7 protein-coding genes and 1 pseudogene are annotated in these 15,053 nt (G+C 33.4%); all 8 read right to left on the bottom strand.

Annotated elements, in window-relative coordinates; genetic code table 11:
* Positions 1-2 precede the first annotated feature (2 nt).
* The 8 genes and pseudogenes from ACQQ6V_RS03740 to ACQQ6V_RS03705 all read right to left on the bottom strand — a co-directional run bounded on the left by ACQQ6V_RS03740 (position 3) and on the right by ACQQ6V_RS03705 (position 15,035).
* Positions 3-3,614 carry a response regulator gene (locus tag ACQQ6V_RS03740; RefSeq protein ID WP_448844216.1) on the bottom strand — a complete coding sequence of 1,204 codons (3,612 nt, stop codon included), beginning with the start codon at positions 3,612-3,614 and terminating at the stop codon, positions 3-5.
* Positions 3,615-3,622: 8 nt separating this feature from the next.
* Positions 3,623-5,092 (bottom strand): hybrid sensor histidine kinase/response regulator, encoded by a 1,470-nt coding sequence (locus ACQQ6V_RS03735; protein WP_448844215.1) that lies wholly within the window; start codon positions 5,090-5,092, stop codon positions 3,623-3,625.
* Between the two features lie 349 nt (positions 5,093-5,441).
* A complete protein-coding gene (locus ACQQ6V_RS03730) occupies positions 5,442-7,217 on the bottom strand; it encodes an endonuclease (RefSeq protein WP_448844214.1) in 1,776 nt (591 codons plus the stop codon).
* Positions 7,218-7,232: 15 nt separating this feature from the next.
* Positions 7,233-7,781, bottom strand: a complete 549-nt coding sequence (locus ACQQ6V_RS03725) for a tRNA methyl transferase PRC-barrel domain-containing protein (protein WP_448844213.1) — start codon at positions 7,779-7,781, stop codon at positions 7,233-7,235.
* Positions 7,782-8,278: 497 nt separating this feature from the next.
* Positions 8,279-8,947 (bottom strand): superoxide dismutase, encoded by a 669-nt coding sequence (locus tag ACQQ6V_RS03720; RefSeq protein WP_448844212.1) that lies wholly within the window; start codon positions 8,945-8,947, stop codon positions 8,279-8,281.
* 142 nt (positions 8,948-9,089) lie between these two features.
* Positions 9,090-10,241 (bottom strand): efflux RND transporter periplasmic adaptor subunit, encoded by a 1,152-nt coding sequence (locus ACQQ6V_RS03715; protein ID WP_448844211.1) that lies wholly within the window; start codon positions 10,239-10,241, stop codon positions 9,090-9,092.
* 4 nt (positions 10,242-10,245) lie between these two features.
* Positions 10,246-14,591 (bottom strand): annotated as a pseudogene (locus tag ACQQ6V_RS03710) (CusA/CzcA family heavy metal efflux RND transporter).
* 81 nt (positions 14,592-14,672) lie between these two features.
* Positions 14,673-15,035: a hypothetical protein gene (locus tag ACQQ6V_RS03705; protein ID WP_448844210.1), complete on the bottom strand. Its 363-nt coding sequence runs from the start codon at positions 15,033-15,035 to the stop codon at positions 14,673-14,675.
* Between the last annotated feature and the right edge of the window lie 18 nt (positions 15,036-15,053).

Here is a 15,053-nt window from a genome sequence, read left to right as displayed (position 1 = left end):
AATTAATTTTCATATAACCATACGCGCAAAAGTGACAATAATTGATCGGTATCTACAGGTTTTGAGATATAATCAGAAGCGCCTGCTTCTATGCACTTTTCTCTTTCTCCAATCATAGATTTGGCTGTTACTGCAATAATTGGCAGACGTGATAGTTTCGGTTTTTTTCTTATTTCTCTAATTGTTTCGTATCCATCCATTTCTGGCATCATCATATCCATAAGGATAACATCAATATCTGGATGTTCTTTCATTTGCTCTAAAGCTTGCTTACCATCCATCGCCAAGACAACTTCTACTTTATATTTTTCTAAGACTTTGGTGAGAGAGAATATGTTTCTCACATCATCATCGGTAATCAATATTTTTTTTCCACTTAGTACCTCCGTTAATGCACCTAACGTGTTGTTTCCTCGGGTTTCTTCTGAGCTGTTTTTTTCTTCTACCAGATGTAAGAACAAGCCTACTTCATCTAAAATCCGTTGATAAGAATGCGCTGTTTTTACAACGATAGAATCTGCATATTGCTTAATTTTCAGCTCTTCTGATTGTGATAAATTACGGTCTATAAAATTAATAATTGGTAGATTTTCTAATCCTTGATGACTCTTTATAGATTGGATGATGGTATTTTCTTCTCCACGAGAGTTTTCTACATTCAAGATTACACAGTCTTTATTTTGATCAAAAAAAGCTTTAACACTATCTTCTGCATTATCTTCTACCGATGCCGAAATATTAAAATTACCTAAGAAATATGATAATGCTGTAGCATGTTTTGCATTTTCTTCTACAATTAAGACTTTCTGAAGAGACTTACTTAAGGCTTCTTCAATTTTTTGGAAAACCAAAGATATCTGCTCTAATGCTACAGGCTTGTTGATAAAATCTATAGCGCCCTTCATAAGGCTTTCTTGCTTCACATGCAATGAGGACATCATGTGTACTGGGATATGTTTTACCAATGGATTAGACTTCAACTCATCCATTACCTGCCAACCATCTTTCATCGGTAGTTGTACGTCCAACAAAATCGCCAAAGGATGATACTCCAAAGCTGCTGGCAAAGCATAATCTCCACGCACCATTACCACCCCTTTATAGTCTTGGCTATGAGCATATTTTAATAAGGCTTTGGCAAAATTAACATCATCTTCTACAATTAAAATGACTTTATCATGATGGGTTATCGTATCGCGATCATCTGGGACATCCTCCGGAATTCTTAGAATTGGGTTATCGCTAATATATTCTGGCGTTTTATAAGCTATAATTTCTTTAATAGCTTTAACGTCTTCTTGGATGACTACAACTGGATTTTCATCCAACACAATATCATTATTTTTTAATTTTGGTTCTATCGGAATACTTAAGCTAAACTCACTGCCTTCGTCTACTTTACTTGTCAGTAGCAATTCTCCGCCTAGTAGTTTAGCAATTTCTCTACTGATAGAAAGCCCTAATCCTGTACCTCCAAATTTGCGACGAGTAGATCCATCTGCCTGCTGAAAAGCCTCAAAAATAACTTTCTGCTTATCCTCTGGTATCCCAATTCCTGTATCTTTAACAGAGAAAACAATGTAGTTTTCATTTTTAGGATCTTTCTTAATATTCAAATTGATACTACCCTCTGATGTAAACTTGAGAGCATTAGACATTAGATTTCTTAATACCTGATCTACTCTTAACCTATCAGTTTCTAACTCTTTTGGTAGTTGATTATCAATAGAAATATTAAACTGAAGACCTTTCTCATTAACTAAAGGATTGAATAAATTACGCAAATCTATAATGATATCATCAATAATAACATTCTGATAATCTAGATTCATTTTGCCAGATTCTATCTTTGCAAGATCTAAAATCTCATCAATTAATGTCAATAAGCTACTTCCTGAGCTTTGTATAACTTTCGCAGATTCTATCTGATCCTCGTTAAGATTCTCTTCTGGATCCTCTGACATTAGGCGAGAAAGTAATAAAATAGAATTGAGCGGTGTACGCAATTCATGCGACATATTAGCAAGAAATTCTGATTTGTATTTGGTACTTAACTCTAACTCTTCTGCTTTTTTCTGAATCTCTATATTACGCTCTGCGATGAGATGATTCTTTTCTTCTAGCAATTTAGACCGCTCTTCTAACTCTGCATTGCTCTGCATCAATTCTTCTTGCTGGACTCTTAGTTCTTCTTCTGAAGCTTGCAATTTTTGGGTTTGAGCTTCTAATTCTGTATTAAGATTTTCTAATTCTGAATGTTGTACTTGCAATTCTTCGGATTGAGCTTGGGTTTCTTCTAACAATCTTTGCTCTTGCTCTCTCCCTTTTGCTGCGGCTAAAGCCACGCCCAGAATACGACAACTCTCTACGAAGAAATCAACATGATCGGCATCAATTTTAGCACCAGAATTAAGCTCCATTATACCTAATGGCTTTTTACCTAACAATATAGGAACCAGCACTATTCCATTAATTTTTAATTGATTACCAGCAAAACTTACAACAAAATCTTTTTCTGTAAGATCATTAACAACTTTAGTCTTTTTCTGTAAGAAAACTTGTCCTACCATCCCTTCTCCAAGCTCAAAAGTATTTTTCATACTTTTTTCTAAGCCAAAAGCAGCAAAGAGTTTTAATTGATTATCATCTACTAGATAGATAGCGCCATTAGCACATGCTCCGTACTCTATTAAGTGAGCTAAGGCAGTACTCGTAATTTCTTTAATAGATTTATTACCAACCAGAGATTCATTTAAGATAGCTAGTCCTTTTTGTTTCCAATCACTTTTATTGATATTATCAAAAGATTTTTTAAGAGAATCGGTCATGTGATTAAAAGAATAGGCTAATTCTCCTAAATTGTCTTGTTCATTATCGACAACTCTTTGGCTATAATCACCATTAGCAACTTTATTAGCAATTTCTTGGATAATGCCTAATCGCGTAGTTATTTCTTGTTCTTTTTGTCTTAATCTCTTTTCTAGCTTATCTCGTCTTAATATATCTCTCTTTAATTTAAAATATAAATAACCCGTAACAAAGATTGCGGCTACTCCAGATAATATAAGAAACAAGATGGTAATAAAAGTAGATTCGTTGAGATCTTTATTTTTAATAACTAATATATTCTCTTCATTATGAACAAAATCTGCTACGATATCACGACATTGATCCATAAAAATTTTACTGCCCAACATCTGCTTTTCTGACATACGCTCTCCCTTTCGTCTATTATCTACAAATGATTTTAGAATAGAAATTCTATCATTTACAGAGTTTTCTAGGTTCTCTAAGCGACTTAATTGATTTTTATCTTCAATTTCTAATGACTTAGCCCTTCCCATAGCAAGAGGAAAATCTGCTAAGCCTTTATTATAAGGTTCTAAAAAAGATTCGTTTCCTGTAATCTGAAAACCTCTATTACCTGTTTCTGCATCTAGAAGTGCAATCATTACATCTTTTACAGCAGTTATAGACTGTCTGGTTTTAAAAAGACTTTCTCTATTTTTCTTCTGATCTTGTATACTAATATATGAGGCGGTAGAACTTGCAATCAAAATTAATAATGATGTCCCTACACCAAATCGTAGATTTCTTAAGATTTTTTGTGGCATAAAAAAAATTAATTTAATGGTAATGTAAAATAAAAAGTAGATCCTTCATCTATCTTGCTAGATAGACCGATACTTCCATTATGTTGTTTTATAATTTCTGAACAAATATACAGACCTATACCCATCCCTTGAAACTGAAGTGAGGATTCTTCTACCCGATAAAACTTTTGAAAAACAGCATCTTGCTTAAAATCAGGAATACCAATACCGAAGTCTGTCACACTAACTTTAACCTCTTGATCGTCCACAAAAGTAGATACGATAACTTGATTATTTTTTGGTGAATATTTTATGGCATTTGTTAGGAAATTAATTAAAACTTGCTCTATTCTCACAGTATCAAAAGGGATTAGAACATTAGGCTTCTGACCATGACGCTCTATTCTAACTGTATTTTCTTCGTGAGTCTGTAAGATTGTATCTATTGCATTATGTACCACGTCCTCTAAATTGTTTGGTTGGCTATTGATTTTCAGTTTGCCATTTTCAATTTTAGAGATATCTAATAGGTCGGTAATTAGATTATTGAGCTTTTCTATCTGCCCTTGTACTTTTGTAACATAATTAGCTTCTGGACTATCTATATCTAACTTTAATTTTCTATCCAATAATTGTACATAAGCTTTGATACTTGTCAAAGGTGTTTTCAGCTCATGACTTGCAATACTTAGGAATTCGTCTTTTTCTTTTTCGATTTTCTTTTGTGCATCGATGTCTGTAAAAGTGCCAATCCAATTTTTCAAGCGATCATCTTCTATAATTGGGGACATTCTTAAGAGGTGATAGCGGTATTCTTGTGATACAATTTCTTGGATCCTAACTTCTAATTCTATCGTTTTTCCTTTAGAGATAAGCTTTCCTATTTCTTCTTTAATATCAATATCATCAGAATGTGTCTTAGGAAACTGCTGATCTGACGATGAATATTGATACCATCTTGCGTTAACAAAATCAATTTTCCCCTCATTGGTTAAGGCAAATGCTATCTGTGGCAATGCTTCTAGCATCTGATGAAAATATTCAATTTGAGACTTCATACTAACATGCATCTCTCGTCTTCCTTTGACTTCTTTTTCCAGGCTTTCCTGGTTTTTTTTCATCGTCAAATTTTGCTCTTGTATATTGTAAAACGTCTTTACTTTAAGCATAAGAATATCAGGATCAATAGGTTTTGTAACATAATCGATACCGCCAGATGCATAGCCTCGTTTTATAAATCTTTTGTCTGTACTTACTGCAGATAGGAAAATAATAGGTATATCTTTAGTTTTGCTATAACCTGATAGTGTTTCGGCTACCTCAAAACCATCCATGTCTGGCATTTGGACATCTAATATAATTAATGCATAATTATTAGTTAAAGCTTTTGCCAAAGCTTCTTCTCCAGAACTTGCTGTATCCACAGGGAAATCCTTAGATTCTAGGAGCTTTTTTAAAGAATAAATATTGCTTTGGTTGTCATCTACAATTAAGATCATACGGCTTAATAATCTAATAAAATTTTAATATACTTAACTTTAAGTAGTGTTTTTTTACAGATTTCTAATATAAAACTATTTATTTTAATATAAAAAATTAAGCTTATAATTTAAATAAAAAAATATTACTAAATAATTACTAAATATAACTAATTAAATAAATTAAATTATCATAAATAATAATTAAAAAATAAATTATAATCAATAATAAAACTAAGCGAAGCATAGTATCTTGTAAATGAAAGCGAATAAGCAAAATTCTATCGTTATATTTTTTTTAATAAATAAAAAGGCCGGAAGCTACTGCTTCCGGCCTTTATTATTATGCTATATAAACTAACTCTGAAAATTAATCTACAATTAGCTTAGAAGTTGCGTTTTTAGTTTTAACTAAATAAACGCCTTTCGGTAACTTATTAAGACTTACTTTTTCTTTGTTAGAAACGTTATTAATAGTTTGTACTAATTGTCCGTTTAAGTTATAGATTTTAACAACTTCATTTTTCTCAATACCACTGATGAAAAACTCATGGTTCTTAACTGGGTTAGGATAAATAGTGATTTTTTGAGTTTTATTATCTACCTCATTTGTTGCCATTTTGGTATAACAAGTCCAAGATAAATCATCAAAAGAAACTCTACTACTTGTAACATCATCAACTAATTCTATAACAATATCACCTTCTACATTAATATCGTTAATAGTCTGTGTTTTAGCAGTTTTAGAATAAGGTATTTTTCCTTTCTCTACTCCGTTAATTAATAAAGTATAATCTCCTGCAGAATCTGAGAACGGAAGATAAGTCTTAACAGACAATGATGCTATTCCACCAGAAATTTTAGAAGAAGATAACTTTCCTTTTTTAATATTGATTGCTTTATTGTTATCGCCATTAATGTAAATCTGCTTATCGGTTCTTGCATTAGTTGCAGTCCATACAATACCTTTTCCTGACCAAGTTCTATCGGTATAACTAGATGCCGGTGGCGTACTTCCTGTTGATGGAATATTTTCAAAATCCTCGGTTCCACAAGTTGTCCCGTTCCCGGTATCTCCTGCTTTATCAGTTGTACCTTCTACACTTGCACTATTTTGTGATTGATTACCAGCAGCATCTTTTGCTAATACATAGAAAGAATATTTTGTAGATGATGACAATCCCGTTACATCTGCAGTATTAGTGGCTACCGTTTTATTGTATACATTATTAACAAAAACATCATAACCACTTACCCCAACATTATCTGTAGAAGCTGTCCATGTTAATGATATACTTGAAGACGTTTTACCCGTTACAACCAAATTAGTTGGCGTAGATGGTGCTTGTGTATCATTGGTTGGTTGACTTCCTCCAGTGACAGAACTAGGCCAAGTATTTTGCGCAGCTGGTCCTCCCCAAATTACAGTTGCCAAATATGGATTATCAATAAAAGGATTTCTATTTTTTTGTACACCAGCAACAACGTTATTTCTTTGTATTTCAATATCAGATACCGGATCTTCAACATTCCATTTTAATAAAATATCTGGAAAATCTGAAGAATAAGTACTAGGATCCATTGTAATATTTAACGGTTTACACTGGTCTTTATATCTCACATACATATACATAAGGATTCTTGCAACATCACCCTTCCACTCGTCACCTGGATACCAACCACCACGATTGGTTTTCTGAGCTAATGCTCCTTGACCATCATCAAAAGATAAGTGACCTCTAGAACTGTTCAACTGTACATCTGTAGGACGAAGATGATGTCCATCAGATCCAGCACCAGCTTGACCAAGATTAGGTGTTCCTTGAGATTTTGCATAGACATGCTCACGGTTCCAAGATCCTGTATAAGGGCGACTTCTCTGGTGCATACCAGAGCTTTGAGAACCATACATCAACAATACATTAGATGGATTTTGCGGATCTGCATCACTGGTTTTAAAAAGAGATGCTAAACCTGCAGAATATGAAATCTTCTCAGTATGCGTGTCTGTAATTAATTTTGCAAGATCAACCTTTAAGTCGTTTTTAGTCTTTTTAAAATCAATCGTAGAGTAATATGCCGGTGCAGATTGGGCATAAAATGCAAGTGAAATAACACTTGCTAGAAGAGAAATTTTTAATTTCATGCTATATTTATTTATTTAAATTGTTTTAATATTCGCTATAATTTTTTTTTGTACTAAAATATCAATCGGATAATTTTCTATTGTAACAGAAATTGGCTTCTCAAATTCTAGAAAAACGTCCTCATCAAAAACAAAAAGTCTTGCATGATTTTCTTTTTCTAATATTAAAGTCGAAATCTCTACAGAAACACCTAATTCTAGCTCAGGATTATTAGGATTAAAATCATCCAACCAGTCAATACTTGTGATAGAAAATCGTAAAACACTTGTCCAAAGACCAGGATGTAATTCCCCTGCTCCTACAAAAATCCTATTATCCGACTTATCAATTTCAATCACGTAAAGAGGTGCTTTTTTACCACCAACGTTAATCCCTTTTCTTTGTCCAATTTTAAAATTTTCATAACCCGAATGCCCACCAACAAGAAATCCATCAAATAACGAATAGTTCTTGGGTAAAGACTTCCAACTGAGTTCTTCCTTTTTTGACAAAAAAACAGGAGCCTCCTTTTTGTAAAGAAGAGACGATGCTGGTATTTCTACTATTTGTCCTTTATTAATCATTAATAAAAAAATATTTAATAAAACCGATCATCCATAATTCAATATTCATAATTACATTAACAAGCGGGGCGCTAATGTAGCTAATTTTAATCAGATGAATTTTAATTAAATTATAAATTTCGCAAAGGCTTATTAACATTAGGTTTACAAAGTGTATTGTAACTTTAGAATAGATATTAATTATGCTAATTCTTTTACCAAAAAGGCACTCAAATTATCTAAAACTATTAGAATTATTATTTATAAGACCAAAAATAGATTTTATTATAAAAATGATATATAATTAAACCTATGTACACAATATAAAAACCATAATACAATTATCACTATAAATAACATCTAAACCAATCCATATTTTGATTGTATTATAATATAAGTATTCAGCATAAAAAAATTGGTAGAATGCTAGGTAAATAAAAAACTTAATATTAGAAAATTTTTCACTTCCCACATGACGTATAAAAAAAGCCAGAACTAATCATTCTGGCTATCTTTATTTATTTTAAAGCGTTATCATATCGTTTGCTTACTTCGTTCCAGTTAAGAACGTTCCAGATTGCGGTGAGATAATCGGCTCTTTTATTTTGATATTTAAGATAATAAGCATGCTCCCAAACATCAATTCCTAAAATTGGTGTTCCTTTAATATCAGCAATATCCATAAGATTATTATCTTGATTAGCTGTAGATGTAACCACTAATTTTTTGTCTGGTGTCACAATAAGCCAAGCCCAACCTGAACCAAAACGATCCGCGCCAGCTTTACTCATCTCTGCTTTAAACTTGTCCATACTTCCGAAAGTCGCATCAATTGCTTTTTTCAATTTATCAGAAGCCTGAGTATTTTTTTCTGGTGTTAACATCGTCCAAAATAACTCATGGTTATAATGTCCGCCGGCATTATTTCTCACAGCAACATTTTCTTTAGAAATATGAGATAATATAGAAGTTAAGCTTTCTTTTTCTAACGGTGTACCCGCAACCGCTTTATTAAGATTATTAACGTATCCTGCGCCATGTTTACTATAATGGATTTCCATGGTTTGGGCATCTATAGAACCTTCTAGAGCGTTATAAGCATAAGCCAAAGGTGCTTGCTTAAACTGTGCCGATAAAAATTGTGTTGCCATTATAAAGCCAACTGCCGCTATTTTAATCATTTTCATAATATTACAATTTTAAATTGATAATTAAAAAGCATTAAAACCATTAATACTTTTTGCCAGCCCTAATTTACAACTAATTATTAATTGTAAAAATAAGCTTAAATTAACTGTTAGCTATTTCAAAATCAGCTATTAACCAAACTTACTCTGCTGTATTCTTAAGTAACATTAATAAACTGTAAGCACCTTTTTGCACGATTTTTTTATCTTTGAGATCATCTGCTTTGACAATTTCTGTAATACTATCATCAGAAATACCAATAGTTACAGCAATCATTTTATATTTCTTGTTTCCTAAATCTTCAAAAACATAATTTTTATTTTCAAAAGAAACCACAGATTCGTTGGGGAGACTGATTGTCAATTTGTTATCAACAGTGACTTCGCCATTAACATACATACCTTTTATAAAGTCAGAATTAGGAGCAAATAGCTTCGCAACAACCGATAATGACCCACCGTTTTCTATGTTAGGAACCAAACTTATGATTTTTGCCATTGATTTTTTTTGTGAATTTTGATTGGTATAAATGGCTATTTCTTGACCAATCTTAACATCATTAACATCATTCTCAAAAACTTTAAAATCAAACAACATTCCCGCAGGATTAATCAGCTCAAACAAAGCATCAGAGGGATTAACATACTGTCCGTTATTCACCAAAATTTTGCTTACAAAACCGCTAAAAGGCGCATAAATATTAATTCTGCTTCTGATATTATTAGTGTTGAGACTCTTGGCATTAATCCCAATAATCCTCAATTTTTCTTCTAAACCTTTTAAAGTTGCATTGTAAGTTGAATAATCAGCTTGCGCAGACTGAAGAGTTTTATCACTGCTTGCTTTGCTGACATTAAGATCGGTCTGGCGATTAAGATTAAGCCTTGCAGACTCCAATTGCGCTTTGGTTACCAAATAATCCTGCTGCAATTGTATAAACTGTGGATCTTCTAAAACTGCAAGAATCTGACCTTTGCTAAAATGGCTTCCATTAATCACATTAATCGCTTTGACATGACCGCCCATAATACTAGAAATTGAGCTAACATCGGACGGCGCAATATCCACTTTCCCATTAAGTTTAATGAGTTTTTGCATATTTTTAGCCTGAATATTAGTCATTGTTAAACTAATTGTTTTAATCTGATTCTCCGATAACTCCACGATATTATCATTAGTTTCTGCTGATTTCGAGCTTTCATAGATTGTTTTTTCTTCTTCATTTTTTCCTGAGCAAGAGCCTAAAATTAAGATTAAACTGCAACCAATGATTGATATATTTTTAAAATGCATTTCTTTAGTATTTTGAAATTAAATAATTAAGCTCAACGCCAATTTGGTTAAGTCTTTCGAGATTATCAATGTAATCCACCTTTGTTTTCACCGCTTGATTGGTAAGAATTACCCAATTGAGGTAATCAATCTCGCCAACTTCCATTTGTTTTTTTACAGTTTTAAAAATAGTTTCGGATTTTGGCAATTGTTTTTGTTCATAATTTTCGACAATTTTTAATTGATTCATAAAACTATTGATAAGCTGTTGCAATCTATTTTTAAGTTCTATTTCTCTGAGCTTAAATTCGTTTTCAGAAATAGCAACTTTTGCTTGGGTTGCCTTTGCTAATTCTCGTTGACCTCTCGTAAACAAAGGAATCCCAACACCAACTTGCACCGAATTAAATCGATTATTATTGATATTTTTCATGCTTTGATTATTATAAGTCAGCAAAAGATCTGGCAAAAGTTTGCTTTTCTCAAGTTGCGCTTCTGCTTGATTGATTTTAATTTGTTGGTTTAAAACCTGTAATTCTGGATGTTGCTTAATGATTTCTTCAGAAACTTGAAGGTTAATATTAATCGTCGATTTATCCGCAATCGGCTGATATATCTGCTCAGATTGAAGCAATAATTGTAACTGAAGTTTAGCCAAATTAAGCTCATTTTCTAATAAATCCAATTGGTTTTTGGCTTGTTCTTTTTGGATTTCTGCGGTAGATTCTTCCAAGATGTTAGCTTCGCCTTTTTTTAATCTCAAGCTGGCTTTCTCTGCAAAACTAACATACAAAAGCGTTGTATAATCGATTACTTTTTTCTTTTCTTGAAGCGTTAAAATCCGATAGAAAACATCCGAAACTTGCTTCGTTAATTGTGCTTTAGTTAGATTCTGATTGATAACACTTGCCGTCCACTCAGCATACAACATTTTTTTTCTTTTAGAATAAACCGTCGGGAAATTAAGTCGTTGAGAAACGGAAAAAGAATTATCAGTTTCAACGCCATTAATTTGACCAAAACCAACATTAATTTCCGTTTGTGGCATATCGAGATAAGTAGACTTTAATTTTTCTTGATAATCAGAAATTAATTTAGAATTTTTAATGTTTCCATTATGTTGAAACGCCAAATCTAAAGCCTGTTCTAAGGTGATATTTTGCTGTGCATTTAACATTCCAAATGAGATTAAGAAAAGTAATGCGAGTTGTTTTTTATATGGATTGTATAATTTCATTGGAGTTATTTTTTGAGGTTATTCATTTTTTCAAACAAGACATAAAGAATCGGTAAGACAAACAAGGTCAAGAGTGTTGCGAGCATCAATCCACCGATAACTACAGTTGCTAACGGTCGTTGTACTTCTGCACCCGCGCCATTGCTGATTGCCATTGGTAAAAAACCTAAAGATGCTACAAAAGCCGTCATCAGAACTGGTCTGAGTCTAATTCTTGTTCCTGTTAAAACAATTCTGCTCATATTGTTAACACCATCTTTTTTTAGTCGGTTAAATTCTGAAATCAAAACAATTCCGTTAAGCACTGCAACACCAAAAAGTGCTATAAATCCAACGCCCGCACTGATACTAAATGGCATTCCTCTCAAGGCTAAAAAGTAAATTCCACCAATTGCCGATAACGGAATTGCCGTGTAAATCAACAAACTGTGCTTTACAGACCCAAATGCGAAAAATAACAACAGGAAAATCATCACCAAAGAAATTGGTACAGCAACACCTAATCTGGCTTTGGCTTCGTTAAGATTTTCGAAAGCGCCACCATAAGAAATGCTATAACCTGTTGATAGCTTAAGATCTTTGTTAACCTTCTGCTGAAGCTCTTCCACAATACTTTGCACATCTCGCCCTCTTATGTTAAATCCGACAACAATTCTTCTTTTGGTATCTTCTCGCTGGATTTGATTAGGACTATCTTTTAGCTCGACATTTGCCAATTGAGACAAAGGAATCTGCTCGCCATTAGGCATCGGAATTAATAAATTCTGAATGCTTGTGATATCTTTTTTCTGCTGATTATCCATTCTCACGACGACATCAAATTTCCTTTCACCTTCATATAAAGCACCAGCAATCTGACCTGCAAAAGCCATATTGATCACTCTATTAATATCACCAACAGAAATATTATAACGAGAAAGTTGCGCACGATTATAATCTATCACAACTTGCGGTGCTCCAACAACAGGCTCCAGATATAAATCCTGAGCACCTTGTACCGTATGGATAATCCCGCCTAGTCTTTTAGCATAAGCTGCCAATTGATCCAAGTCTTCGCCGTAAATTTTGCAAACGACATCTTGTCTCGCGCCCGTCATCAACTCATTAAAACGCATCTGAACAGGAAATTGAAAACCAGTCGTCAACCCCGGAATAACCTTTAAAGCGTTACTCATTTTCTCTGAAAGCTCAGGAAAAGACTTTGCTGATGTCCACTCTTTTTTAGGTTTCAAAACAATAATCATATCTCCAGCATCCATCGGCATTGGCTCAGTTGGTATCTCGGCACTTCCGATTTTGGTAACTACTTTTTGGACTTCAGGAAACTCTTTTAATAGAATTTTTGCAGCTTCGGAGGTTACTTTTTTAGTTTCTTCGATGTTACTGCCTTGCAGAATTCTCATTTCTACCGCAAAATCGCCTTCTTCCAAAGACGGAATAAACTCCCCGCCCATTTTTGACAACACGAAAACTGCTCCAGCAAATAAAATAAGAACGACAGCAATAATTGACTTTCTAAATTTTAAAGCTTTAATCAAAAGTTTTTGATGACCAATCTCTACTTTATTCATCACTTTATCAGAAATATTGTCTTTAACTTTTTTCTTTCGGCTTAAGACCAAAGCGCTCATCATTGGGATATAAGTAAGTGACAACAGAAACGCACCTATTAATGCAAAAGCAACGGTCTGCGCCATTGGTTTGAACATTTTTCCTTCGATACCCTGAAGTGTAAAAATAGGTAGATAAACGATGAGGATAATAATTTGACCAAAAACAGCACTATTAACCATCTTAGAAGCAGAATTGGTAACCTGTCCGTCCATTTCTTTCTTTGATAATAGATTATCTTTCCCAAAATGCTTTTTATGCGCCAATTGATGAAGAACAGCTTCTACAATAATCACGGCGCCATCTACAATTAACCCGAAGTCCAATGCTCCAAGACTCATTAAGTTACCTCCAACACCAAAAATATTCATCATAATGATGGCAAAAAGCATTGCCAAAGGAATCACGGAAGCGACTAATAATCCCGCTCTAAAATTCCCAAGGAATAATACCAAGATGAAAACAACAATTAAAGCGCCTTCCATTAGGTTAGTTTTGACAGTACTAATGGTATTATTCACCATTTTTGCTCTGTCTAGAAATGGTTCTATTACAACGCCTTCTGGTAAAGATTCTTGAATTTTCTCTAATCTTTCTTTGATATTCCCGATGACCTCATTGGCATTTTCGCCTTTCAGCATGAGAACAATAGCGCCCGAAACCTCACCAGTATCATTATAAGTCATCGCGCCATATCTTGTAGCAAAACCAATTTTGACATCGGCAACATCACTGATACGAACCGGAATTCCTTCTTTGGTTGTTGCAACTTGGATATTCCCAATATCTTCTGAAGTTCCTAGTAAACCTTCACTTCTAATAAAAAGTACAGTTTCTTTTTTCTCGATATATGCGCCGCCCGTATTTTGATTATTTTGTTCTAAAGCGGAAAAGACATCATTAATATTAATGGCAAAAGCCTGAAGTTTATTCGGGTTGATGGCAATTTCGTACTGCTTAAGCTTCCCTCCAAAACTGCTGACATCCGCAACGCCTTTTGTCCCTAATAATTGTCGTCTGATGACCCAATCTTGGATTGTTCTGAGTTCGGTTTCATCATATTTATTTTCGTAGCCTTTTTTAGCCCTGACAACATATTGAAAAATCTCCCCCAAACCAGAAGAAATTGGTCCTAATTCTGGCTTTCCAATATCTTCAGGAATTGACTCTTGTACCAATTGAAGTCTTTCTTGCACTTGTTGTCTTGCCCAATATACATCCGTATTATCATTAAAAACGATAGTTACCAAAGACAATCCAAATCTCGAAAAGCTTCTAAGTTCTGTAATCCCACTGATATTACTGGTGGCTTGTTCTATCGGAAAAGTGACCAAACGCTCGATATCCGCAGCGCCATAAGACGGCGCAACTGTGATAACTTGTACTTGATTATTGGTGATATCGGGTTGTGCATCTATTGGAAGTTTTGTTGTTTCGTAAACGCCAAATAGTACAAGCGCTATTGTAAACAAAGCAATAATGAGCTTATTCTTTACAGAAAACTCAATAATTTTATTTAACATAAAAGTTTATTAATTGAATTAAATAGAAATCAACTGCTCTAGATGAAAACCTAAAACATTGATATTTAAATTAAAAATCAATTAAATAAATCGTGGCGGTTGGAAAATACGAGAAAGATAACTGCCAGAAAAGTCTTTTTCTTGATATACAGTTACTTTTTGAGGAATTTTTATATCCTTTATTTTTTCAAAATGAAAAGTAGTATCCGGTAACTTTGCATAGACCATCAACACAATTGGTGGATTGAAAAAAGGAAGTTTTTGATCGGTATCCCAATCTGCATCTGGTTGATGATTGTCGTAATGTTCTACAACAAATTCCATAAGATTACCTTCATAATCAATAAAATGTTCTACAAAAACCGGTACTTTGGCCACCTCCAAAACATTGGTGGTCGCCAGCACAAAAATTGTAGAACATAATATGGCTAAATACTTCAGCATGCTGATGCAAAATTAGAT

It is taken from the genome of Chryseobacterium electrogenes (assembly GCF_053553015.1).
The sequence above is the reverse complement of the archived record's forward strand: the minus strand, read 5'-3'. Positions and strand labels throughout refer to the sequence as shown.

Coding starts and splice junctions, on each gene's coding strand:
- ACQQ6V_RS03735 (WP_448844215.1), bottom strand. CDS start 5,092: ATGATCTTAATTGTAGATGACAACCAAAGCAATATTTATTCTTTAAAA.
- ACQQ6V_RS03720 (WP_448844212.1), bottom strand. CDS start 8,947: ATGAAAATGATTAAAATAGCGGCAGTTGGCTTTATAATGGCAACACAA.
- ACQQ6V_RS03740 (WP_448844216.1), bottom strand. CDS start 3,614: ATGCCACAAAAAATCTTAAGAAATCTACGATTTGGTGTAGGGACATCA.
- ACQQ6V_RS03705 (WP_448844210.1), bottom strand. CDS start 15,035: ATGCTGAAGTATTTAGCCATATTATGTTCTACAATTTTTGTGCTGGCG.
- ACQQ6V_RS03730 (WP_448844214.1), bottom strand. CDS start 7,217: ATGAAATTAAAAATTTCTCTTCTAGCAAGTGTTATTTCACTTGCATTT.
- ACQQ6V_RS03715 (WP_448844211.1), bottom strand. CDS start 10,241: ATGCATTTTAAAAATATATCAATCATTGGTTGCAGTTTAATCTTAATT.
- ACQQ6V_RS03725 (WP_448844213.1), bottom strand. CDS start 7,781: ATGATTAATAAAGGACAAATAGTAGAAATACCAGCATCGTCTCTTCTT.